The sequence below is a fragment of the Mesorhizobium sp. LCM 4577 genome, assembly GCF_001854795.2.
Classification (GTDB): domain Bacteria; phylum Pseudomonadota; class Alphaproteobacteria; order Rhizobiales; family Rhizobiaceae; genus Mesorhizobium; species Mesorhizobium plurifarium.
This window is the reverse complement of record NZ_MDDU01000005.1, coordinates 117,484-140,302: the sequence shown is the minus strand read 5'-3', so window position 1 is coordinate 140,302 and position 22,819 is coordinate 117,484. Positions and strand designations below refer to the sequence as shown.

Sequence of the window (22,819 nt, the reverse complement as noted above, 5' to 3'; positions counted from 1 at the left end):
ATTTTTTGGAACTCCTGAGCGATTGCGAAGTTCGGGAGCCGGAGAGCAATTCAGGTTCCGGAGGGGATGCCCCAGGTTTTCGCCAGAAGCGCAGACGGCGCCGTGCGTTTCGTGCTGTGGGGCACGCTCGCGGCATCGATGGCGGCGGCGACGCTCGGGACCGCATGGCTGAGATCGCACTTTGTGACGGGAGTGGGGGAAGCGATGGCGCAGCCTGTGCCTTTCAGCCACAAGCATCACGTGGGAGAGCTGGGCATCGATTGCCGCTATTGCCACAACGGCGTCGAGACCTCCGCCTCGGCTGGCCTTCCAGCCACGGAGGTTTGCATGACCTGCCACTCTCAGCTCTATACCAACGCCGCCATGCTTGCGCCGGTCCGGGCAAGCTTGGCCAGCGGCCAGCCCTTGCGGTGGCATCGCGTCAACTCCGTGCCGGACTACGTCTACTTCAATCACTCCATCCACATCGCCAAAGGCGTTGCGTGCGAAACATGCCACGGCGAGGTCGACGACATGCCGTTGATGGCGAAGGCGCAGCCACTGTCCATGGAATGGTGTCTCGGCTGCCATAGAAATCCCGGGCCGAACCTTCGTCCTCCTGGCGATGTCTTTCTACTGCACTGGAAGGCACCCGAGGACATCGATGCCATTCGCAAGCAGCTCATCAGCGCTCTTGGCATTCACCCCGACACCATGACGGATTGCTATGTCTGCCATCGGTAGCGAACCCGCTGCGCGGGAGAACGAGCGGCTGTGGCGCAGCCTGGAGCAGCGTGCCGGAACGGCTGAGCTGGACGCCTATCTACAGGCGGAATTCCCGTCGCTCGCCCGCAGTCTCCCGGTAGACGTCGACCGGCGCACCCTGCTGCAGCTGATGGGCGCATCGCTGTCGCTCGCGGGGCTGGCCGCCTGCAGCCCGGCCCGGGAAATCGTGCCCTATGTCCGCCAGCCGGAAATCGTGATCCCCGGCAAGCCGTTGTACTATGCGACCGCCCTGTCGAGCCAGGGCTATGGGATCGGTGCCGTCGTCGAGAGCCACGAGGGCCGCCCAACCAAGATCGAGGGCAATCCCGATCATCCGAGCTCGCGCGGTGCTACCGACGCCCTCATGCAAGCCTCTGTCCTGGAACTGTTCGATCCCGAGCGATCGCGAACGCCGCTCAAAGACGGGGATCCCGCCTCGTATGGCGACTTCCTCCGCGACATGGCCGCGTTGGGCACGCGCTTGGCAACGAGGCAGGGAGAAGGCTGCGCGATCCTGATCGGGGCGACAACCTCTCCCACGCTCAAAGCCCAGATCGAGCGGCTCTGCTCGCGTTACCCATCTTTGCGAATCTATGGTCACGATGCCTTGGCCACGCCCGGTGCCGAACAAGCGGGGCAATCCCTGTTCGGCCGAGCCTGCATTCCTGTCTACCATTTCGACAAGGCCGATGTGGTCCTGTCGCTGGACTCCGACTTCCTCGCGCAGGGTCCCGGTCGTCTCGCCTACGCAGCGGATTTCGTCTCCCGGCGGCGCGTACGCGCCCCCGGCGACCCGATGAGCCGGTTTTTCGCTGTCGCCACGACGCCGAGCATCACGGCGGCGGCGGCCGATCACCATCACGCCGTCCGGCCAAGCCGGGTGGAAGCGCTTTCACAAGCGCTTGCCACCGCCATGGGCGTCGCACCCACCAGCAACACGCCCGATGTGGAACGTCCTCCATGGTTTGCCGATGCGACCGCCGAACTCCGGTCCGCCGGAGCGCGAGCTCTCGTTGTCGCCGGCGAGCAGCAAAGCAATTATGTCCACAGCGTCGCCCTGGCGATCAATGCTCGTCTTGGCGCGCTGGGCAGCACTGTCCACCTGATCGATGCCCCGCATGCAATGCCGGTGACCGGTGACCTGGCCGCTATGTGCCGGGACATCGAAGCCGGTTCGGTGAGCGAGCTTTTCGTGCTTGGCGCCAATCCCATGGCGACGGCCCCGGCCGACATCGACGTTGTGAAGGCCCTCAAGCGCCTGACCCTGCTCGTCCATTGCGGTCTTTATCGCGACGCCACGGCCATGCTGTCCCACTGGCACATTCCGGCCGCTCACGACCTCGAGGCATGGAGCGACGCGCGAGCTCATGACGGCACCGCCTCGATTATGCAGCCGCTGATAGCCCCTCTGTTCGGCGGCAGGACGTTCCACGAAATCGTTGCCGCCCTGGAGGGGGATTTCAATTCCAACCCGCTGTCACTGGTCCGCGCGACATGGGCGACATCGCTGGACGACGAAGCCTGGCGCAAGACGCTCCGCGATGGGGTGGTCGCGGCGACGGCGGCGGCGCCGATAGCCGTCTCAACGTCAGGCGCCCTTCCCCCGCCCGGCGGCAAATCCCTCGCCAACGGCCTGGAGGTCCGGATAGTCGCCGATCCGTATCTGGGTGACGGACGACATGCCAACTGCGCCATGCTGCAGGAGTTGCCGCATCCCCTGACGAAAGTCGTCTGGAGCAACGTGGTCATGATCGCCCCGGCCAACGCCAGTAAGCTCGGGCTTCGCAACGGGCAGACGATAAGGCTGGAAAGCAATACGCAATCGATCGAAGGGCCGGCATGGATCATGCCGGGTCAGCCCACTGATACCGTGACCCTTACGCTCGGCCGCGGCCAGTTCCCATTGGGCGGCGTAGCGGCGATGGCGGGGGGCTATGACGCGTTTCGGTTCCGGACGGCCGGCGAACCCTGGTCCGCACAGGGCATTACGATGACCGTGGGCCAACGGGTTGCTCCCCTCGTGACCACGCAGGAGCATCAGACGATGGAGGGGCGCGCGATCGTGCGCTTTGCCTCGCTGGATCATTTCAAACAGGCACCGGATTTCGTGCGCGACGGCGTGCCGCCGCCACCGACTGAATCCGTCTACCCCGATTGGGCCTATCCTGAAGAGGCCTGGGCGATGTCGATCGATCTGTCGGCCTGCATCGGGTGCATGGCCTGTGTCGCCGCGTGCCAGACGGAGAACAACATCCCGACAGTCGGGCCGGACCAATGTGCCCTTGGCCATGAGATGCACTGGCTACGCGTCGACCGTTACTATCACGGACCGCCGGAGGCACCGGAAACACTGTTCCAGCCTGTACCCTGCATGCAGTGCGAGAAGGCGCCGTGCGAAGTCGTCTGCCCGGTCAACGCCACAGTCCACACCCATGACGGACTGAACGCCCAAGTCTATAACCGCTGCATCGGCACCCGCTACTGCTCGCAGAACTGTCCCTACAAGGTGCGGCGCTTCAATTTCCTCGAGTTCCAGAACTTCGACAAGGAGACGGCCGGCCCGCGTCAGGCTGCATACAATCCCAATGTCACGGTGCGCTCGCGCGGCGTGATGGAAAAATGCACCTATTGCGTCCAGCGCATCAGCGCAAAGCGCATCGAGGCGCAGAAAGACAACCGGCCTATCCAGGACGGAGAGGTGGTCACCGCCTGCCAGCAAGCCTGCCCGACGCGCGCCATCACCTTCGGCGACAAGAACCGCGTGCAGTCCCAGGTAAGCCGCGAGCGAGCCGCACCTCATTCCTATGCTTTGCTGGAAGAACTGAATACCCGTCCTCGAACCACCTACCTTGGACGCATCCGCAACACGGGCAGCAGGGACGCTACCGTCTCGCGCCGTCAGGGGGAGGCCGATGGCTGAGGCTGCAGCAGGCACCAACAAGACACCGCCGCGCCCGCCCAATCTGTTGGGCCGGCACGACTTCCCCGAGATCAGTGGGCGTATCGCTTCGGTCGTGCTGCAGGGGCGGCTGCCGCGCTACTTCTGGACAGCCTTCTTCCTGTTCTTCCTCCTTGTCCTGCTCTTCCTCTATTCGATCACATATCTGATAGCGGTCGGCGTCGGCGCCTACGGCATCAACATTCCCGTCGCGTGGGGCACCATGATCTCGTCCTTCGTCTGGTGGATCGGCATCGGGCATGCCGGCACGTTGATCTCAGCGGTGCTTTTGCTTCTGCGCCAGCCATGGCGCGCCTCGATCAACCGCTTTGCCGAAGCCATGACGCTCTTCGCCGTTGCCATGGCGGGTCTCTATCCAATCCTGCATCTTGGCCGGCCCTGGTTCTTCTACTGGCTCCTGCCGCTGCCCGACACGCATATGCGCTGGCCGCAATGGCGCAGCCCCCTTGTCTGGGATTTCGCGGCGATCGCCACCTATGCGACCGTCTCGCTGCTGTTCTGGTATATGGGCCTGCTGCCTGACCTCGCGATACTGCGCGACCGGGCACGCTCGCGTGCCGCTCAGATCTTCTACGGCCTGCTTGCAATGGGATGGCGCGGCTCAGCCTATCACTGGGCGCGCTATGAAAGTGTCTATTACCTGATGGCGGCGCTTGCGACGCCGCTGGTTGTCTCGGTCCATTCCATCGTCTCGCTCGACTTCACCTTCGCCATCGTGCCCGGCTATCATTCGACGATCTTCCCGCCCTATTTCGTCGCTGGCGCGCTGCTCTCTGGTTTCGCCATGGTGCTGACCATCGCCATTCCGTTGCGGTGGGCCTTTTCCGTCGAAGACCTGATCACGCTCAAGCACATGGACAATGCCGCCAAGCTGATGATCGCGTCAGGCATGGTCGTCGCCTACGGCTACGTCTCCGAGGCCTTCTTCGCCTGGTACTCCGGCGAAGCCTACGAGCGCACCATGATGGTCGAACGGGCCATCGGCCCCTATGCGTGGATGTTCTGGGCGATGCTGGTCTGCAATTGCGGCGTTCTTCAACTGCTGTGGCTTCGCGCGGTCCGGCGCAACATGCCGGTGCTGTTCATAGTCGCCGTGATCATCAATGTCGGCATGTGGCTGGAGCGCTATGTGATCGTCGTCAGCGGTCCCAGCCGCGACTTCCTGCCTTCGGCGTGGGACGAGCAATCGCTGACCTGGCTCGACTACGGCATCCTGTTCGGCTCGCTGGGCACTTTCTTTGCTCTGGTGTTCCTGTTCATTCGCATCCTGCCGGCGATCACGATCTTTGAGGTCGAGGAATTGGCTGAAGAGGGCAAGGGATCATGACGCTCTACGGCATCATCGCATCATTCCCAGATGCCGATCGCCTTGCCGATGCAGCCAGGGCCATGCGCAAACGCGGCTATAGCCGCATGGACGGCTACTCCCCTTATCCCGTCCCGGAGCTCGCTGAGATCCTGGGCATGCCCAAGACCAGAATGCCGCTTGTGGTCCTTGCCGGCGCGATCCTCGGGGCAGCTTTCGCCTACGGACTGATCCTCTACTCTGTAGAGATAGACTATCCGATCAATGTCGGCGGCAGACCGCTGCATTCGTGGCCGGCTTACATCGTCATCGCTTTCGAAGCCGCCATCCTCGGCGCCGCCGTTGCCGGATTCATCGGCGTGTTTGTCGCCAACGGCCTGCCGCGCTACTACCATCCGGTCTTCAACGCGCCGATCTTCACTTTTGCCGAAGGGGGCAACTTCTACCTTCTGGTAAGAGCCGACGATCCGAAATTCAGCAAGCCCGCCACCAGAGCCCAGCTCGAGCGGCTCGGCGCCGAGCAAATCTCAGAGGTGGAGGCATGAGGGCGGCCCTCGCCGTGCTGGTCGGCATGGCACCGTTGCTTGCCGCCTGCAAGCAGCAAATGGCCGAGCAACCGCGCTACAATCCGCTCGACGCAAGCAACGAGTTTGCCGATGGCGCATCGGCGCGCATGCCGATACAGGGTACAATCGAGCGCGGTGAAGATCTCGCGGCGACCCCCCAGACGATTCCCTATCCAATAACATTTGCCCTGCTCCAACATGGACGCCAGCGGTTCGAGATCTTCTGCGCGCCCTGCCACGGGCGCGCCGGCGATGGCCGCGGGGTCATCCCGAGGCACGGCTTTCCTTCGCCGCCAAGCTACCATCAGGACGCGCTGCGCCAGGCTTCGGATCGCCATTTCTATGATGTCATCACCAACGGATACGGAGTGATGTATTCCTACCGATCGCGGGTGCCGCCGGCGGATCGGTGGGCGATCGTTGCCTACATCCGTGCGCTGCAATATTCGCGCGATGCACCGGTGGCTGAACTGAGCGAGGATCTGAAGGCCAAGCTCCGGAGCGAGGCCGTACCATGATCCGGCTTCCCGACCACGGCCCCGCAAGGGCGGCATTAGCGGTAGGCGCAATCGGCCTCGTTGTCTGTTTGGCCGGGGCGGTCCTCAATCTGCGGGTGCTGCTTGCCGCCTGGATGACGGCCGCGATCCTCGCGGTTGGCTTTCCGCTTGGCGCCATGACGCTGCTGATGATCCATGGCCTCACGGGTGGCCGTTGGGGAGACGCGATGCGGCCCTGCTTGCGGGCAATGACCTGCACGCTGCCGCTGGCGCTTGTCCTCCTCTTGCCTGTTGCGGCCCGCCCCGACCTTGTCTTTCCCTGGGCGGTCGGTGACACCGCAACTTTGCCCGACGTCATCCGCGAGAAACTATCATACCTCAACGTTCCGTTCTTCCTCGTTCGGCTCGGGGCTTGTGCCGCGATCTGGCTGGTGCTGGCCGCCTTGATCCTGAACTGGACCGATGGCGACAAGCGTACCCGTTCAAGCCGCGGCTTCGCGCTTGGTCTCGTGCTGCAAGGGGCAGCGGTGTCGGTTTTCGCAATAGACTGGATGCTGTCGCTCGACCCGGAATTGAGCTCGACCGTCTACGGCATGTTGGAGGCATCTGCCGAGGTCGTCGGCGCCGCGTCGTTGACCTTGCTGGTCCTTGCTGCAACCCAAGCCGTCGCGGCTTTGCCGGGCGGAGGCGAAAAGACCTCACTCGGCGAGGACGTGGCCAATATGCTGTTCGGCTTCATGCTCACCCTGGCCTACCTCGCCTATATGCAATGGCTGGTCATCTGGGCGGGTGACCTGCCAAACGACATTCACTGGTACGTGCTGCGCACATCAGGCATCTGGCTGGTCGTGCTTTGGCTGATCATCCTGCTGCAGTTCATCCTACCGTTCGGCGGGTTTCTTGTGCGCGACGTCAAACGCAGCCACCGGGGCCTGATGTCGTTGGCGGCGGCGATGCTTGCCGGGCACATATTCGAGACCCTGTGGCGCGTCCGCGCGCCGCTGGTCGCACCGAAACTGTCGTCAATCTGGATCGAATTGGGCGCCTTTGCCGGTGCCGGCGGGCTGTGGCTCGCGGTGTTCCTGTTGCTGTTGCGAGAGCCTCAGCTTCAACTTTTCTGGCGCCGGGTGGGCATTCATGACTGAGAATTCGCGCCCTCCCGAGACGCGAGACGTCTGGCCCGGAACCCTGCTTCTTTTCGCAGGGGGACTGGTCGCGTTCCTGCTTGTGGCGAGCGGGCTGCTCTATGCGCTCTTCGTCCTGCCTCCACGGTGGCCGCCGCCCGGTGCGGCGTGGCGTTCAAACGATGCAACCCCGAAGCTCTCGACGGCGCCCGGACAGGAGCTCGCCTCGACCCGGAAAGAGGAAAATGCCGAGCTGAACAAGCTTGGTTGGGTCGACCGCACGGCTGGCATCGCTCGCATTCCGATCGACGACGCCATGAAGCTCGTCGTTCGAAACGGCTTGCCGGTTTGGGACAAGCCCGCGGCGGCGCAGGGAGAGTGCGCCCTGCTGAGCGCGGACGTGCCCCGTTCAAAGCAAGCGCAGCAATGCCGTGACACGACCACCAAAGGGACGGCCCAATGAAGTCGCTGCTGTTGGCCGCATTGCTTTTGCTTGGAAGCGCCGTGACGGTGCGCGCTGTCGAGCGACCCTCCTTCGATCCCAAGATCGGAGCGCAGTTCGACCTCGGCCGCAAGCTTCGCGACTCCTCTGGAGCCGAACGATCCCTCGACGAGATTCTGTCCGGGAAGCCGGCACTCGTCGTGTTCGGCTATAATAAATGCCCGAACCTATGCGGGCTCACGCAGCAAGCGGTCGCCTCCGACCTCCAGAACACTGGCCTTGATCCGGCGGACTACCGGGCCCTGTTCATCTCGATCGACGGGACGGAGACGGCAGAAGACGCCGCAAATGCCAAAGAGGTCGTTGCGCAGTCAACGACGCCCGCCGGGCTGAAGGCCTGGCACTTTCTGACCGGCGCGGACGGCGCCGGCGCATCGCTGGCGGCTGAGGCGGGCATTCATTTCGACACCCGACCGCGCGTGGAGCAATTCGTCCATCCGATCGCCGTCCTGGCTGTGACACCCAAGGGGCGCATCTCTCGCGTTCTGCCCGCCCTGACCTTCGAGCCACGCGACCTGAGGCTGGCGCTCGTCGAGGCATCCGCGAACAAGCTCGGCTCGATCGCGGATCATGTGTTCTTGCTGTGCGCCGGGTTCGACACCTCCAAGGGGCAGTATACCGCGCCTATCTGGGCCGCGCTCAAGATCGGAGGTATCGCGACGCTGCTTGTGCTTGGCAGCGGCATCGCTCTGCTTGCGCGGAGGCGGGCATGAGCTTCGCAATCCATTTCGCGCCGCCGGAAGCCTCTTCGGTCGCAGGCAGGGTCGACGTCTTGTTTTATGGAGTGCTGGCATTCTCGACAGCGCTCACTCTGCTCCTGACAGGCCTTGTCGTGTACTATGCGGTGAAATACCGGGCAGGCACATCGGCGGATCGCACCGGCGCGCGCGGCCGTAGCCTGCCGCTGGAGATCGGCTGGACCGGCGCCAGTCTGGTCGTTGCGTTCATCATCTTCGCCTGGGGCGCTGAACTCTACGTTTACCGCGATCAGCCGCCTGCCGACGCTTTGGAAATAGCCGGGCTCGGCAAACAGTGGATGTGGACGTTCCGCCATGCCGGCGGGCAGCGTGAAATCAACGAGCTGCACGTACCGGCCGGCAAGGCGGTGGTCGTGTCGCTTGCCTCCCAAGACGTGATCCACTCGTTCTACGTTCCGGCATTCCGCTTGAAGCAGGACGCGGTGCCCGGCCGAACCACGCATCTGTGGTTCATTGCCGACAAGCCGGGGCGCTATCACTTGTTCTGTGCCGAATATTGCGGCACCCAGCATTCGGAAATGGGTGGCTGGGTGACCGTCATGCCGCCTGAACAATTCGCGCAGTGGCTCGCCGCGCAAGGCCAGGACGAATCCCTGGCCGAAGGTGGCGCGAGACTCTTTCGCGCCTTGGGCTGCTCGGGCTGCCACGGACCCTCGAGCAAGGTTCGCGCGCCCGACCTTGCCGGCGTCTACGGCAAGCCGGTCGCCTTGTCGGACAGGCAGACAGTGGTTGCCGACGAAGCCTATCTCAGGGACTCGATCCTGCAGCCCGCGAAACAGATCGCCGCCGGCTATGATCCGATCATGCCGAGTTTCGACGGCCTGATCGATGAATCGGAATTGCAGATGCTGGTGGCCTATTTGAAGTCGCTATCCGCCAGTTCACCCGGTCGCAGCGAGACGAGCCAATGAGCAGCCAGAGCGCGCATGTCGAGACCTATTTCGCGGAGGGCGCTGGCATACGGTCCTGGTTGCTGACCACCGACCACAAGCGCATCGCCTGGCTCTATCTCGTGTCGTTGACGGGCTTCTTCTTCCTGGGCGGGTTCTTCGCCGTTCTCATGCGCATCGAGCTTGCGACACCGGCGGGCGACCTCGTCTCCGACGCCGTCTACAATCGCCTTTTCTCCCTGCACGGCATCATCATGGTGTGGTTTTTCCTGGTGCCATCGATCCCGGCCAGTTTGGGGAATTTTCTGCTGCCGCTGATGATCGGCGCCCGCGATCTCGCCTTTCCGCGTGTCAATCTTGCGAGCTGGTACGTCTTCATCATCGGCAGCGGGTTTGCGCTCGCTTCGGTCGTGGCCGGGGGTGTCGACACCGGTTGGACGTTCTACACCCCGCTTTCCAGCCTCTATTCCGACAGTTTCGTTTCCACAGCCGCGCTTGGCGTGTTCATCGTCGGCTTCTCCACCATCATGACCGGCATCAACTTCATCGTCACAGTTCACAAGCTCAGGGCTCCCGGCCTGACCTGGTTCCGGCTGCCGATCTTTGTGTGGACGTTGTATGCGACCAGCCTGGTGATGGTGCTGGCAACGCCGGTGCTTGCGGCTTCCCTGATCCTGATCGTGCTGGAACGTGTCTTCGGGATCGGCATCTTCAACCCGGACCTCGGCGGCGATCCTCTGCTGTTCCAGCATCTGTTCTGGTTCTACTCGCATCCGGCCGTCTACATCATGATCCTGCCCGGAATGGGTGTCGTCTCGGAGGTGCTGCCCTGCTTCAGCCGGCGGCCGCTGTTCGGCTACACCTCGGTCGCGCTCGCCTCGATGGCCATAGCCGTTCTAGGCTTCCTGGTCTGGGGACATCACATGTTCGTCTCAGGACAGTCCACCTATGCAGGGGTGGTCTTTTCGTTCCTGTCGTTCTGTGTGGCCATTCCATCCGCCATCAAGGTCTTCAACTGGAGCCTGACGCTTCGCAAGGGCGAGATCACCTTCGAGGCGCCGATGCTTTATTCGCTGTTCTTCCTGGCGCTGTTCACATTCGGCGGACTGGCGGGTCTCGCGCTCGCCGCGCTGGGCTTCGACGTGCATGTGCACGACACCTATTTCGTTGTGGCGCATTTCCATTACATCATGGTCGGCGGCATGGTGATGGCGTTCATGGCCGGCATCCATTTCTGGTGGCCGAAGATGACCGGGCGGCTCTACGCGGAAAACTGGGGGCGTGTCGCTGCGGTCACGTCCCTGGTCGGGTTCAATCTGACTTTCTTTCCGCAGTTCGTGCTGGGCTATCTCGGTATGCCGCGCCGCTACCATACCTATCCGCCGGAGTTCCAGTTCTGGCATGTGCTCTCTTCGGCCGGAGCGGTGGTGCTCGCAATAGGCTACCTCATGCCGCTCTTCTATCTTGGCTGGTCGCTGTTTCGCGGGGCCAAGGCCCCGGCCAACCCCTGGGGTGCGACCGGTCTCGAATGGCAGACGAGCTCGCCGCCGCCCCCGCACAATTTCGAAGTGACGCCGGTCGTCACGCGACCTGCCTATGATTATCCTATGAAGGGACTGCAGCACGAACGCTACAGCCCGCATCGGCGGGAGGATGCATGACCCGGGCACCCGAAAGTGTAGCCTTCGATACGGTACGGCGCGAGGAAGCCGCCGACCGTTTCGGCATGTGGATTTTCTTGGGCTCTGAAGCGATGCTTTTCGGCGCCATCCTGCTGGTCTTCCTGGTGGCGCATATCCGCTATCTTCCCGCCTTCGCAGCTGCCTCAAAACATCTGTCCTTGCCGTTGGGCACTCTCAACACCGCAGTGCTCATCACGTCGAGCTTCACCATGGCGTTTGCGCATGAGAGCGCGTCGGCACGCCGTTGGAACACCGCGGCCTGGATGCTGGGCATCACCGCTTTTTTGGGCGTCGCTTTCCTTTGCATAAAGGGGGCCGAATACGCCAAGGAGTTCCACGAAGGCATCGCGCCGGTTCTGGGGGCGCCTTTCTTCTACCAGGGGCCGGATCCCGTTCACGCGCAGTTCTTCTTCAGCCTCTATTTCGCGTTGACCGGCCTGCACGCAGTGCATCTGGCCAGCGGCATAGCGGTCGTTGCAGGCCTGCTTTTGTCGTGGCGGCGGACCGACATCGACAGCCGCGTGCGCCGTACCCATGCGATCGGGCTTTACTGGCACTTCGTCGACATCGTGTGGATATTCCTGTTTCCCGTCCTCTATCTGGTTCACGCGTAGGCGCCATGGAACACATCCGCAAGCTCGCCTTCGCTTATGTCGCATTGCTGGTCCTTCTTGGGCTGACGGTCGCGTCATCCTTCCTCGATCTTCATGGTGCCAACACAGCCGTTAACCTTTTGATCGCGGCGATGAAGGCAGCTGTCGTCGCCGTGGTGTTCATGAAGCTGACCGGAGAGGAAACCCTGCCGCCGCTGGTGGCGGTGGCGGTCGCCTTGTGGCTGGCTATTCTCTTCGGGCTGACCCTGATCGGCTGAAGAACCGAGCGCAGGTGACGCGCAGCTTTTCGCCGCCCGTGCGCCAGCAAGAGATCTAGCGAACCGCCAGACAGTCTTGCTGGGATCGGGCCGACCACAACGGTGCAACTGGTTGCAGCAACTTCGGCGCTGCGGACGGTCTGGCACGACCTCCGCCACAACGCCGTGGTCCGCGCATCGCTGACGACCTGCCCGGTCTCCCCTCCGCTCGGCGTTCAATCGCGCTGCGAAAAAGTGACCCGCGGAGGGAACATTTCCCCGATGCCCCAGTTTGGCTCCGCACGCACTCGCAATCATGGCCGCGTCGTGAAACCGAAAAAAGTCAGCCGCCGCCAATTCCTGGCGGTCAGTGCAACCGCCGCAGCGGCAGCCGGAGGCGTTGGCACGGCACCCGCCTTTTCACGTGATGTTCATGGTGGCGACAAAGATCCGTGGCTGCCGCATCAGGCCGACGCTCCGCATCCCCTCCAGGCCCCTGACTACAAGTTTTTTACACCCGAGGAGGCGGCTTTCATCGAAGCCGCTACCGAAAGGCTCGTTCCAGACGACGCCATCGGGCCCGGAGCCAAGGCATGCGGGGTTGCGCTGTTCATCGATCATCAATTAGCCGGTGCCTACGGTCGGGCACAGGGCTGGTACATGCAAGGCCCCTGGTCAAAGGGAGAGGAGACGCAGGGCTATCAATCGCGCCTGACCCCTTCTGCGCTCTATCGGGCAGCCATCAAGGCTATAGAGGACCACGTCGCGTCCTCGCATTCTGCCGCGCCTTTCGCCGGCCTGGCACCAGACCAACAGGACGCGATCATAAGCGATCTCGAGAAAGGCAAGCTCGACCTTGGCGGGGTGGATGGCAAGACCTTTTTCAAGATGCTCTGGCTGAACACCAAGGAGGGCATGTTCAGCGATCCCATCTATGGCGGGAACAAGGATATGGCGGGATGGAAGATGCTTGGGTTTCCCGGCGCGCGGTACAATTATCTCGACTGGGTCGACCGGCACGGACAACGCTATGATCAACCGCCAGTCGGGATCCGCGGCCGTCCGGAATGGAACGGGGAAGGCTGACGCATGGTCAACAGGCTTCCGTCCGTCGACGTGGTCCTGGTCGGCTTCGGCTGGACCGGAGCGATCATGGCGCAGGAGCTTACGGAAGACGGGCTCGAGGTGCTCGCGCTGGAGCGCGGCAGCTGGCGCGACACGGGAACCGACTTTGCCCCCAGCTTCATTCAGGACGAGCTGCGCTACCGCTATCACGGGCATCTGTTCGAAGAGACCGCTCAGGAGACCTTGACCTTCCGCAATACCCCCGAGCAGACGGCGCTTCCGATGCGGCGGCTCGGCTCGTTCCTGCCCGGCACCGGCGTCGGCGGATCCATCATCCACTGGAACGGCCAGGCCTGGCGCTTCCTGCCCTATGATTTCCAGATTCGCAGCCAGACCGTCGCGCGATACGGGAACGCCGCGGTTTCGCAGGACATGATGCTGCAGGACTGGGGCATCACCTATGACGAGCTAGAGCCCTACTACATGCGCTGGGAGGAACTGTGCGGCATCGCTGGCCAGGCCGGCAACGTCAAGGGACAGAAACAGGCGGGCGGCAATCCGTTCGAAGGGCCTCGCTCGAAGCCCTACCCCACCCCACCGATGAAGCAGACCTACGGGCCGACGCTGTTCGGTCAAGCGGCGGCTTCCCTCGGGCTGCACCCGTTTCCATGCCCTTCGGGCAACATGTCGCAAGCCTATACCAATCCGCTCGGCGTCACGCTGGCGCCCTGCACCTATTGCGGCTTCTGCGAGAAATTCGGCTGCGGCAACTATTCCAAGGCCAGTGCCCAGACGACCATCCTGCCCGTCCTGATGCGGAAGAAGAATTTCACCGTTCGCACGGAAAGCGAGGTCACGCGGGTCAACGTCGACGCTTCCGGCAAGCACGCGACCGGCGTCACTTACGTCGACGCCCAGGGCAACGAATTCGAGCAGCCGGCGGATCTCGTCATTGTGTGCGCCTATGCCACGCACAACGTGCATCTGCTGATGAGCTCCGGCATCGGCAAGATCTACGATCCAGGTACTGGCCAGGGCACGCTCGGTAAGAACTACTGCTATCAGCTCACGCCTTCCGTCGACCTGTTCTTCGATGACAAGCTCCTCAATCCTTTCGTCGGGGCGGGCGCGTTGGGCGTCATCGTCGACGATTGGAACGGCGACAATTTCGACCACACCGGCCTCGGATTCATCCATGGCGGGTATATCGCCGGCTACATGACGACGGGACGTCCAATCGAAACGGAGCTGTTGCCGGAAGGAACCCCGAAATGGGGCGCCAAGTGGAAGAAGGCCTTCGTCGAGAATTATCTCAAGTCGATGTCCGTGTCGCTCATGGGGGCGGTCATGCCGGACAAGTCTAACCATCTCGATCTCGATCCGTCCTACCGCGATGTCTATGGCCGGCCGCTCATGCGCATGACCTACGACTTCAAGCAGAACGAACTGAAGATGCAGGATTTCGCCATGGGCAAGATGGTGGAGATCGCGCACGCCATGAAGCCTCGCGAGATCAAGAAGTCGGCGCGCGGACCGCACTATGACATTGAGCCTTATCAGTCGACGCACAACACCGGTGGCGCCATCATGGGCGCCAGCCCGGCCGACAGCGTGATCAACAGATATCTCCAGCACTGGGACGTGCCCAATCTGTTCGTGGTTGGCGCCAGCGCCTTCCCCCACAATAGCGGCTACAACCCGACCGGAACGGTAAGCGCTCTTGCGCTGTGGGCAGCGGATGCGATCCGCCGCCAATACCTCAAGCATCCCGGCCCACTGGTGCACACATGATCACGCGACGCGCAGTCGTTCTGGTGGCAGGTGCCGCAGCGCTCGGCGCGGTGCTCGTGACGCTGGGTCCCTTCGCATATGCTCAGATCGGTGATTTCGCCAAGCAGGAGCGTGGACGGTATCTGGTGGCGGCGGGAGATTGTGAGGCTTGCCATACTGCCGATGACGGCAAGCCCTTCGCGGGCGACAGGCCAATCGAGACGCCCTTCGGCACGATCTACTCCGCCAACATAACGCCGGATCCCGAGACCGGCATCGGGGCATGGACGGAAGAGCAGTTCTACCGAGCCATGCATGAGGGGCTGGCCGCCGATGGCCGGCGCCTTTACCCGGCCTTCCCTTATCCCTGGTTCACCAAGGTGACGCGCGAGGACGTCGACGACATCCGCGCCTACCTGCGCACCCTGGCCCCGGTGCGGGCCGAACCGCGCGACAACGAATTTATCTGGCCACTCAATCACAGGTTTGCCATGGCGGCATGGAATGGCCTGTTCTTCAAGCCCGGCGAATTCCAGCCCGGCAAGGACCAGTCCGCCGAATGGAATCGCGGTGCCTACCTGGTTGAGGGGCTCGGCCATTGCGGCGCCTGCCACACGCCCAAGAATATTCTCGGCTCATCGAAGACGTCGGAAGCCTTTCAAGGCGGCGAGGTGCAGAACTGGTTCGCGCCCAACCTGACGGGCGACAAACGCACGGGCCTAGGCTCCTGGAGCGAAGAGGACATCGTGGCCTTTCTCAAAACCGGCCACAATGCGCGCACGACTGCCTATGGTCCGATGGGCGCAGTGGTCAAGGACTCGACCTCGAAGCTGACGGACCAGGATCTGCAGGCAATCGCCACGTTCCTCAAATCCTTGCCTGCCTTCACCCCCAATTCTGCTGGCAGTGCCGATCAGAAGATGCTCAGCGCCGGAAAGGCAATTTATGGCGATGATTGCGCTGCATGCCACCAGCTCGGCGGCGAAGGTGTCGAGGGTGTGTTCCCTTCGCTGAGGGGCGGCGCGGTCGTGCAATCGGACCAACCGCTGTCGATGCTTCGCCTCATTCTGAACGGCGGCCATGCCGCAGCGACGGCGCAGAACCCCAACGACAAGACGATGCCATCGTTTGGCTGGAAATTGTCGGACGACCAGATCGCTGCGCTCGCCACCTATGTTCGTAACGCCTGGGGCAACCAGGCCGCTCCGGTAACTGCGGAAACGGTCCGGAAACTGCGCAGTTCCACCGACAGCGTCACGGGCGCTTACTGATCTGGCGCCCTGGCCTCGGACGTCCTCTCATTCGCGAGATAGCGTCGCCGATGCCGTCGATCAGAGCGGCCATGCCCCGCGATCGGTTTACCCAGTGACGCGCTCAACCTCACCGCCATATCGCCATCGCAAGCGAGCTGTTCGTTCCAACGCCCGATGCCCGCGAAAGTAATGGAACAACCGCCTGCTGTGACAGTTGGGGCGTGTCTCCCGGAGTTGCAGGGTGTCGGCAGAAAGACCGCGTCAGCGCTCGGGAGACCTGATCCGAGATTTCCACGCGCCCCTTGATGGACGCTCTGTCTCAAACCCGTGACCAACCGTTGTGCTTTTGCCCAGTAGATCTCAGTCACTGCGCCCGCTCTTCTGGTTGCCCGCAGTCTCGGCTCTGCCCGGCTGCGCGGGAGGCGTGCTCGATCCGCAGGGACCGATCGGGGTCGGCAACCGCACCATCCTTCTGAACTCGCTTGCCGTGATGCTGGTCATCGTCGTCCCGACCTTGATCGCGCTGCTGGCCTTTGCCTGGATGTTTCGCGCCACCAACCGCAATGCGCGCTACGACCCTAATTTCACCTATTCCGGCAAGATCGAGTTGATCGTCTGGTCGATCCCGACGCTCACAATCCTCTTCCTTGGTGGGCTGATCTATTACGGATCCCACCACCTCGATCCGCGCCGGCCGATCGCGTCCGGCCAGCGCCCCCTGGAAGTGCAGGTGGTGGCGCTCGACTGGAAATGGCTGTTCCTCTATCCGGGCCAGGGTGTCGGAACTGTCAATCAGCTGGTCATTCCCGCTGGCACGCCGGTGCATTTCAGGCTTACCTCGGCCAGCGTGATGAACACCTTCTTCGTGCCGCAGCTCGGCAGCATGGTCTATGTCATGAACGGCATGCAGACCGAGTTGCATCTGCAGGCCGACCGCGAAGGCGATTATTTCGGCCTGTCGGCTCATTTCAGCGGCGACGGCTTTTCCGACATGAACTTCCGTGTACGGGCGGTCTCCGCGGACGCATTCGCCAGTTGGGCTTCATCGCTGCATGGCAAAGGCGTCTTGGATGCCAACGCCTATCGCGCGCTTGCCCGCCAAAGCATCAACATGCCGCCTGCCGCCTTCGGCCAGGTCGAGCCTGGCCTGTTCGACGCAGTGCTGCGCCAGACCCTGCCGCCCGGACCGGGGCCAGCCGAAACCGCCGCCGGCGAGCCGCAGGTGAGCCCGAAGGCCGAGCCGAAGGCGGCGGCGCCGGCCTTGACGCACCCGCCCAAAGAAGGAGGATGACGATGCTCGGCAAACTCGACTGGTCGGCCATTCCCTTCGACCAGCCCATTCCACTCGGCGCAGCCCTGGTCGTCTTCCTGGCGGCCGCCGCGGTGCTGGTCTGGATCACGGTGAAAGGCTACTGGCCCTATCTGTGGCGAGAATGGATAACCTCGGTCGATCACAAGCGCATCGGCGTCATGTATATCGTGCTGGCGGCACTGATGCTTCTGCGCGGCTTCGTCGATGCCATCATGATGCGTACCCAGCAGGCGCTCGCCATCCATGCGCCGGGCTATCTGCCGCCGGAGCATTACGACCAGATCTTTTCCGCGCACGGCACCATCATGATCTTCTTCGCGGCGATGCCGTTCATGATCGGCCTGATGAATTTCGTCGTGCCGCTGCAGCTCGGCATCCGTGACGTCGCTTTCCCGACGCTGAATTCGGTGAGCTTCTGGCTGACCGCGACCGGCGCGCTGCTCGTCAACATTTCCCTCGTCGTCGGCGAGTTCGCGCGCACCGGCTGGCTGCCCTACGCGCCCCTTTCCGAGATGACCTATTCGCCGGGCGTCGGGGTCGACTACTATCTCTGGTCAATCCAGATCTCCGGCGTCGGCACGCTGCTCACCGGCGTCAACCTGGTGACCACCATCCTCAAGATGCGCGCGCCGGGCATGGGTTATCTGCGCATGCCGATGTTCTGCTGGACCTCGCTCGCTTCCAACCTGCTGATCGTCGCGGCCTTCCCCATCCTGACCGCCACGCTGGCGATGCTGACGCTCGACCGCTATCTCGGCTTCCATTTCTTCACCAACGAAGCCGGCGGCAACCAGATGATGTTCGTCAATCTCATCTGGGCCTGGGGCCATCCGGAAGTCTACATCCTCGTGTTGCCCGCCTTCGGCATCTATTCGGAGATCTTCTCCACCTTCTCGTCGAAGCCGCTTTTCGGATACCGCTCAATGGTGGCGGCGACGCTGTTCATCTGCATCGTCTCCTTCATGGTGTGGCTGCATCATTTCTTCACCATGGGCGCCGGCGCCGACGTCAACGCAGCCTTCGGCATCGCCACCTCGGTCATCGCCGTCGGCACGGGGGTCAAGATCTACAACTGGCTCTTCACCATGTATGGCGGACGCGTGCGCTTCGACACGCCGATGTTGTGGGCGCTGGGCTTTGTCACCACCTTCACCGTTGGCGGCATGACGGGTGTGCTGCTCGCCGTCCCGCCGGCCGACTTCATGCTTCACAATTCGCTCTTTCTCGTGGCGCATTTCCACAACGTCATCATCTCGGGCGTGCTGTTCGGCGCCTTTGCCGGTTTCACCTACTGGTTCCCGAAGGCCTTCGGCTTCCGCTTGCACGAAGGCTGGGGCAAGGCGGCATTCTGGACCACGCTTGCCGGCTATGTGCTGGTCTTCGTGCCGCTCTATATCGTCGGGCTGCTCGGGATGACCCGCCGGCTCCAGCACATCGATATGGACCTCTGGACGCCATGGCTGATGGTCGCGGCCTTCGGCATTGCGGTGATGATCGTCGGCGCAGCCTGCCAGATCACACAGTTGATCGTATCGATCAGGCAACGCGAGGCCTTGCGCGACCAGACGGGCGATCCCTGGGACGGGCGCTCGCTGGAGTGGTCGACGCCCTCGCCGCCCCCCGTATTCAACTATGCGCGGCTGCCGCATGTCGAAAATGAAGAGCCTTATTGGACCATCAAGCAAAGGGCCGCCGACGAGCAGGCGCCGGAGAGCAAGCGCAACTACGAACCGATCGAGATGCCGCGCAACAGCCCGACAGGTTTCGTCACCGCCTTCTTCAGCACGCTGATCGGCTTCGCGCTCATCTGGCACATCTGGTGGTTGGCGATCGTCGGCTTCATCGGCGCCTATATCACTTTCGTCGTGTTCGCGTGGCGCGAGCATGGCGATTATGAGATTCCCGCCAGCGAGGTCGAACGCATCGATCGCGGCGGCCGGGCAGCGCAGCTTGCATGGATGCGCAGCCGGGAGCGTCCGGCATGAGCGACATCACGGCAGGCAGCGCACCGCGCGATCCCTATCGGCTGGGCCGCAGCCAGGCCCATGGCCTGTTCTCGGCGACCGGACACGGCGAAGGCGGGCCGGCGTCGAAGTTCGTCACCGTAGCCTATGGATTCTGGATCTTCCTCCTGTCGGACATCATCATGTTCTCGGCTTTCTTCGCCGCATACGCTGTCCTGTCCAAGCAGACGGCCGACGGGCCGACAGGCAAGGACCTGTTCGAGCTCACGCGCGTGGCGGCGCAGACGGGTCTGCTGCTCACGTCGAGCTTTACCGGTGGCCTGGCAATGCTCGCGACGCGTCGCCGGTCGATGGCTGCCGCGCAATTCTGGCTGCTTCTCACCGGCTTGCTCGGCGCGGCCTTCCTGTTCCTGGAAGTGCAGGAATTCGCAACGATGGTGAACGAGCAGGCCGGCCCGTCGCGCAGCGCCTTCCTTTCGGCCTTCTTCGCCCTCGTCGGCTGCCACGGCACCCATGTCGGGCTGGGTCTGCTGTGGCTCGGCACAATGATGGCTCAGCTTTGGGTGAAGGGGTTCCGGCCCGAGATCTTGCGCCGGGTGCATTGCTTCAGCCTGTTCTGGCACGCGCTGGACATCATCTGGGTCGCCATTTTCACACTAGTCTACCTTCTTGGAGCATCATCATGAGCGAAACGGACACTCGCGACGACAAGGCGCTCGATCATCGCGACGCGGCACCGGGTGAAGAGCGCATCGAGGAACATGAGATCGCGGGCGGTCTTGCGGGCTACCTGCTTGGCTTCGGCCTGGCGATCCTGTTGACCGTCGCTTCCTTCCTCGCCGCGCAGACCGACGTGATCTACCAGCCGGCGGTGATCTCGGCCCTGACGGTGCTCGCCATCGCGCAGATGGGGGTGCACCTCGTCTTCTTCCTGCACATCACCACCGGGCCCGACAACACCAACAATGTCCTCGCGCTTGCCTTCGGCGTTCTGATCGTGGCGCTGGTGGCTTTGGGCTCAATCTGGATCATGGGTCACCTGAACCAGAACATGGCCGCCGTTACGGCCCATCAGGCAGCAACGATGCCTTAGCCTGGCCGAGGGTGATCGCAGGCTCGGTGAACAGCAGGCCCCGCAGCATTAGCGTCAACCCAAAAGTTTGTCTCCACAGGCTCCCTGCCGCAGTGGCTCCGGCTTCGGGTGGAGGTCGGTCCGATGAGCGGCTGCTCAAATGGCGCCGAGAGCGCAGGCCAAACAGTTCGATTCTACGGCTCTACATCGATTGCGGCCAACACAGCTATCGCGGTCCACGCAGGTAAATTCGGCCCCGGATCGGGCAACAGCGATTTAGTAGGGCATTTGCAGTTCATCAGATTTTCTTGAACCGCCCCCACTCTATTCGAAAGGCACCGCGACAGCCACCCTGCCTTTCGAAGGCATCCTGCAACTCCCCCCACGTTCCCAGATATTCTGCGCAGTCACTGCAGACGATCGGAGTGCCTGGGGACACGCCTCTTGGGATCCGCAGCCTGGTTGTCCGGCAGCGGGGGCACTCCAATTGTTGATTGAGATATTGATCCGCAGACATGTTGCCAGCGCTCCATGCAGTTTTCGGGCTGTGCGGACGCGAATGTTCCCGTGTCACCCGATGGTCATTGCAGTAGGGACTCGTAGTCCCACTGCTCTGTCGGACAAACCGGTACGCCGCCCCGGGGCGGGTATCCATTCGAGCGAAAGTGTCAAGGAACCACTGCGTCGCCCGGAATTTGATCGACGACCATACGGAAGTTAGGTCATGCGATGCTGGCTTGAAACCCGCTAAACGCCGAACACGCAGAATTGACGGGCCGTGCCTCGCAGCGACGGCAGCGCCCATACATCTGTCGGCCGACACATCGGCCTGACAGGAGGGCTGGCCATCGCGGTTTGCCGGCCCGCGACTACATCTTTTCCTTGACGCCGGCCTTGAGCAGCCACCAGTTCACGGGATAGCTGGTCAAGAAACCGGCGATCATGGCGAATTGCATCATGAACCAGAACTCGACCGTTTCAGCTGTCAACGAGACGCCGAGAACCGGTCGAAAAACCCCGAACTGGGCGAACGCCATGAAGCCGTACATCCCGACTTGCCATGCCGTCAGCGACAGCGTGTCAGCCTTCAGCGCCTCAATCAGGCCATCCTTCACCGAGAGGCCGCGCATCGGCCTGATGGTGAAATATTGAAAGGCGACGCCGAGGAAGAAGGCGAACAGGAAGTCCAAGATCCAGACCGCGAACATCTTCTCGTCGAACAAACTGCGCCACCCGAACCAGAGTGCCACGCCGGGAAAAAACGTTGCGAGCGATTCCGCCACGATGTCACCCAAGGTGCAACCGGCTCCGCAATGCAGCGCGCCTTTGCCGACCATCACGGGGAAGGGTGTGTCGGGCGTGCGCCGCCGAGACTTGGCCGCGCTGTCGCCAGCCGATCTTCCGAATTTCAGGTAGCCCCACAACACCAGCACCGTTCCGAAAAGCGCGGCGACCGGCCAGACGACGTTCATGATCCACATCGGCTGCGGTCGGCGCGTCTCATCCCACCCAATCCAGCCTGCCACCAGGAGGGCGCTGACCAGCGAAACCACACCAAGCACATGCAGCCAGAGGGGTACCATGTCGTTCCGGACCTTTCGCAAATCTAGTCCCGGTGGATCCCAAGCCGAATTCGGCTTGCGGTCGCATCATCACCCCAGCCCTTGCATCGCGAATCAATCGCCCACCACGCCGAGGAATCTCGTCACAGTCGGGCGAACAGCAGATGCATCGCAGCGGCCCGACCGTCCGTCGACGAGTGCTCACGCGTTTGGGAGCCAAGCGCCTAAAGGATTGAGGCCGGATTTGTTCCAGAGACGGTCACTCTCGAGCTGTCGTTTCCCTTGCGTCGAAAACCGGAACCGCAATGGCGCTGTTCAAATCGATCGCGGGCAAGCCTGGCGCGGATGTCGATGCTTAAGGGTGTAAGCGCTTCAGCGTGATCGGGGCCAGAAAAGATCTCAAATAAACTTGAGCGCTCGAGCGGAACAAAGGCAGTGCTCTCTGGTTCGCCCTCTATGGAACGTATCGGGAGGAACTCAATGTTAGCTCGTTCTACAATCATCAGCGGCCTTGTCGCGTGCCTGCTCCTGGCACAACCCGCCGGTTCAGCTGTCGCGGCGCCACCCGTTGTCTCAAGCGCACCGGTGCCTTCTTATGTGACRCAGGCACGCTACCACCATGGCCATCGCTTCATACTGCGACGAAACCATGCATACTGGCATGGGCACAGAGGCTACCGGCACTATCGGCCGGGTTATCGCCGATACAATGGATGGTGGTTTCCACCAGCCGCATTCGCCTTAGGTGCCATTATCGGCGGCGCCCTCAGCCAGCATGGCCCCGTATCCAGCCGCCACGTCCGATGGTGCTACGACCATTACCGGTCCTACCGGGCATCGGACAATACATTCCAGCCCTATCACGGTCCTCGCCGGCAGTGCCGGTCCCCTTATGAATAGGTTCTAGACCGCCACGATCAGGTGGACGACCTCAAGCCAAGCA

Annotated in this window: 21 protein-coding genes; 20 read left to right on the top strand and 1 reads right to left on the bottom strand. The window is 62.6% G+C overall.

Annotated elements, in window-relative coordinates:
• The first annotated feature begins 66 nt into the window (after positions 1–66).
• The 19 genes from LCM4577_RS10330 (at position 67) to cyoD (ending at position 20,335) form a co-directional block, all read left to right on the top strand.
• On the top strand, positions 67–723 hold the full coding sequence (locus LCM4577_RS10330) for a cytochrome c3 family protein (RefSeq protein WP_041005282.1): 657 nt from the start codon (positions 67–69) through the stop codon (positions 721–723).
• Positions 707–3,664, top strand: a complete 2,958-nt coding sequence (locus LCM4577_RS10325; protein WP_071071033.1) for a TAT-variant-translocated molybdopterin oxidoreductase — start codon at positions 707–709, stop codon at positions 3,662–3,664. Before LCM4577_RS10330 ends, LCM4577_RS10325 begins: the two co-directional genes overlap by 17 nt.
• Positions 3,657–5,030 carry an NrfD/PsrC family molybdoenzyme membrane anchor subunit gene (gene nrfD / locus LCM4577_RS10320; RefSeq protein WP_071071032.1) on the top strand — a complete coding sequence of 458 codons (1,374 nt, stop codon included), beginning with the start codon at positions 3,657–3,659 and terminating at the stop codon, positions 5,028–5,030. The genes LCM4577_RS10325 and nrfD overlap by 8 nt, the downstream gene beginning before the upstream one ends.
• The gene (locus LCM4577_RS10315; RefSeq protein WP_071033902.1) at positions 5,027–5,554 is read left to right on the top strand and encodes a DUF3341 domain-containing protein; all 528 of its coding nucleotides are present in this window, start codon (positions 5,027–5,029) and stop codon (positions 5,552–5,554) included. The genes nrfD and LCM4577_RS10315 overlap by 4 nt, the downstream gene beginning before the upstream one ends.
• The gene (locus LCM4577_RS10310; RefSeq protein WP_041005285.1) at positions 5,551–6,093 is read left to right on the top strand and encodes a cytochrome c; all 543 of its coding nucleotides are present in this window, start codon (positions 5,551–5,553) and stop codon (positions 6,091–6,093) included. The genes LCM4577_RS10315 and LCM4577_RS10310 overlap by 4 nt, the downstream gene beginning before the upstream one ends.
• A complete protein-coding gene (locus LCM4577_RS10305) occupies positions 6,090–7,217 on the top strand; it encodes a hypothetical protein (protein ID WP_131803446.1) in 1,128 nt (375 codons plus the stop codon). Before LCM4577_RS10310 ends, LCM4577_RS10305 begins: the two co-directional genes overlap by 4 nt.
• A complete protein-coding gene (locus LCM4577_RS10300) occupies positions 7,210–7,659 on the top strand; it encodes a hypothetical protein (protein WP_041002602.1) in 450 nt (149 codons plus the stop codon). Before LCM4577_RS10305 ends, LCM4577_RS10300 begins: the two co-directional genes overlap by 8 nt.
• Positions 7,656–8,411, top strand: a complete 756-nt coding sequence (locus LCM4577_RS10295; RefSeq protein WP_071033910.1) for an SCO family protein — start codon at positions 7,656–7,658, stop codon at positions 8,409–8,411. The genes LCM4577_RS10300 and LCM4577_RS10295 overlap by 4 nt, the downstream gene beginning before the upstream one ends.
• Positions 8,408–9,367 (top strand): cytochrome c oxidase subunit II, encoded by a 960-nt coding sequence (gene coxB, locus LCM4577_RS10290; protein ID WP_071071030.1) that lies wholly within the window; start codon positions 8,408–8,410, stop codon positions 9,365–9,367. Before LCM4577_RS10295 ends, coxB begins: the two co-directional genes overlap by 4 nt.
• Entirely contained in the window at positions 9,364–11,007 is a 1,644-nt protein-coding gene (gene ctaD, locus LCM4577_RS10285) for a cytochrome c oxidase subunit I (protein ID WP_041005292.1), read from the top strand. Before coxB ends, ctaD begins: the two co-directional genes overlap by 4 nt.
• Positions 11,004–11,642: a cytochrome c oxidase subunit 3 gene (locus LCM4577_RS10280; RefSeq protein ID WP_071033916.1), complete on the top strand. Its 639-nt coding sequence runs from the start codon at positions 11,004–11,006 to the stop codon at positions 11,640–11,642. Before ctaD ends, LCM4577_RS10280 begins: the two co-directional genes overlap by 4 nt.
• Positions 11,643–11,647: 5 nt before the next feature.
• Complete coding sequence (locus tag LCM4577_RS10275) at positions 11,648–11,899, top strand: cytochrome C oxidase subunit IV family protein (protein ID WP_052467692.1); 252 nt, start codon at positions 11,648–11,650, stop codon at positions 11,897–11,899.
• A gap of 102 nt (positions 11,900–12,001) precedes the next feature.
• Entirely contained in the window at positions 12,002–12,964 is a 963-nt protein-coding gene (locus LCM4577_RS10270) for a gluconate 2-dehydrogenase subunit 3 family protein (protein WP_244508278.1), read from the top strand.
• A 3-nt stretch (positions 12,965–12,967) separates the two neighbouring features.
• Complete coding sequence (locus tag LCM4577_RS10265; RefSeq protein ID WP_071071028.1) at positions 12,968–14,734, top strand: GMC family oxidoreductase; 1,767 nt, start codon at positions 12,968–12,970, stop codon at positions 14,732–14,734.
• A complete protein-coding gene (locus tag LCM4577_RS10260; protein WP_071036147.1) occupies positions 14,731–15,984 on the top strand; it encodes a cytochrome c in 1,254 nt (417 codons plus the stop codon). The genes LCM4577_RS10265 and LCM4577_RS10260 overlap by 4 nt, the downstream gene beginning before the upstream one ends.
• A gap of 322 nt (positions 15,985–16,306) precedes the next feature.
• Positions 16,307–17,257, top strand: a complete 951-nt coding sequence (gene cyoA, locus LCM4577_RS10255) for a ubiquinol oxidase subunit II (RefSeq protein WP_116390021.1) — start codon at positions 16,307–16,309, stop codon at positions 17,255–17,257.
• Positions 17,258–17,259: 2 nt separating this feature from the next.
• Positions 17,260–19,263: a cytochrome o ubiquinol oxidase subunit I gene (gene cyoB / locus LCM4577_RS10250; RefSeq protein ID WP_041005689.1), complete on the top strand. Its 2,004-nt coding sequence runs from the start codon at positions 17,260–17,262 to the stop codon at positions 19,261–19,263.
• Positions 19,260–19,928: a cytochrome o ubiquinol oxidase subunit III gene (gene cyoC, locus LCM4577_RS10245; protein ID WP_041005691.1), complete on the top strand. Its 669-nt coding sequence runs from the start codon at positions 19,260–19,262 to the stop codon at positions 19,926–19,928. Before cyoB ends, cyoC begins: the two co-directional genes overlap by 4 nt.
• Entirely contained in the window at positions 19,925–20,335 is a 411-nt protein-coding gene (gene cyoD, locus LCM4577_RS10240) for a cytochrome o ubiquinol oxidase subunit IV (protein ID WP_071071026.1), read from the top strand. The genes cyoC and cyoD overlap by 4 nt, the downstream gene beginning before the upstream one ends.
• Before the next feature lie 848 nt (positions 20,336–21,183).
• Here the strand turns inward: cyoD and LCM4577_RS10235 are convergent.
• The gene (locus LCM4577_RS10235; protein ID WP_041005304.1) at positions 21,184–21,897 is read right to left on the bottom strand and encodes a DUF4396 domain-containing protein; all 714 of its coding nucleotides are present in this window, start codon (positions 21,895–21,897) and stop codon (positions 21,184–21,186) included.
• Positions 21,898–22,356: 459 nt separating this feature from the next.
• Between LCM4577_RS10235 and LCM4577_RS10230 the strand changes: the two genes are divergently transcribed.
• A complete protein-coding gene (locus LCM4577_RS10230; RefSeq protein ID WP_082047087.1) occupies positions 22,357–22,776 on the top strand; it encodes a BA14K family protein in 420 nt (139 codons plus the stop codon).
• The last annotated feature ends 43 nt before the right edge of the window (positions 22,777–22,819 follow it).

Excerpts from the sequence above, each read along its gene's own strand:
- LCM4577_RS10325 (WP_071071033.1), top strand. The coding sequence starts at position 707 with ATGTCTGCCATCGGTAGCGAACCCGCTGCGCGGGAGAACGAGCGGCTG.
- cyoC (WP_041005691.1), top strand. The coding sequence starts at position 19,260 with ATGAGCGACATCACGGCAGGCAGCGCACCGCGCGATCCCTATCGGCTG.
- LCM4577_RS10330 (WP_041005282.1), top strand. The coding sequence starts at position 67 with ATGCCCCAGGTTTTCGCCAGAAGCGCAGACGGCGCCGTGCGTTTCGTG.
- LCM4577_RS10315 (WP_071033902.1), top strand. The coding sequence starts at position 5,027 with ATGACGCTCTACGGCATCATCGCATCATTCCCAGATGCCGATCGCCTT.
- LCM4577_RS10275 (WP_052467692.1), top strand. The coding sequence starts at position 11,648 with ATGGAACACATCCGCAAGCTCGCCTTCGCTTATGTCGCATTGCTGGTC.
- LCM4577_RS10310 (WP_041005285.1), top strand. The coding sequence starts at position 5,551 with ATGAGGGCGGCCCTCGCCGTGCTGGTCGGCATGGCACCGTTGCTTGCC.
- LCM4577_RS10300 (WP_041002602.1), top strand. The coding sequence starts at position 7,210 with ATGACTGAGAATTCGCGCCCTCCCGAGACGCGAGACGTCTGGCCCGGA.
- LCM4577_RS10295 (WP_071033910.1), top strand. The coding sequence starts at position 7,656 with ATGAAGTCGCTGCTGTTGGCCGCATTGCTTTTGCTTGGAAGCGCCGTG.
- LCM4577_RS10265 (WP_071071028.1), top strand. The coding sequence starts at position 12,968 with ATGGTCAACAGGCTTCCGTCCGTCGACGTGGTCCTGGTCGGCTTCGGC.
- LCM4577_RS10235 (WP_041005304.1), bottom strand. The coding sequence starts at position 21,897 with ATGGTACCCCTCTGGCTGCATGTGCTTGGTGTGGTTTCGCTGGTCAGC.
- LCM4577_RS10280 (WP_071033916.1), top strand. The coding sequence starts at position 11,004 with ATGACCCGGGCACCCGAAAGTGTAGCCTTCGATACGGTACGGCGCGAG.
- cyoD (WP_071071026.1), top strand. The coding sequence starts at position 19,925 with ATGAGCGAAACGGACACTCGCGACGACAAGGCGCTCGATCATCGCGAC.
- coxB (WP_071071030.1), top strand. The coding sequence starts at position 8,408 with ATGAGCTTCGCAATCCATTTCGCGCCGCCGGAAGCCTCTTCGGTCGCA.
- nrfD (WP_071071032.1), top strand. The coding sequence starts at position 3,657 with ATGGCTGAGGCTGCAGCAGGCACCAACAAGACACCGCCGCGCCCGCCC.
- LCM4577_RS10260 (WP_071036147.1), top strand. The coding sequence starts at position 14,731 with ATGATCACGCGACGCGCAGTCGTTCTGGTGGCAGGTGCCGCAGCGCTC.
- LCM4577_RS10305 (WP_131803446.1), top strand. The coding sequence starts at position 6,090 with ATGATCCGGCTTCCCGACCACGGCCCCGCAAGGGCGGCATTAGCGGTA.
- ctaD (WP_041005292.1), top strand. The coding sequence starts at position 9,364 with ATGAGCAGCCAGAGCGCGCATGTCGAGACCTATTTCGCGGAGGGCGCT.
- cyoB (WP_041005689.1), top strand. The coding sequence starts at position 17,260 with ATGCTCGGCAAACTCGACTGGTCGGCCATTCCCTTCGACCAGCCCATT.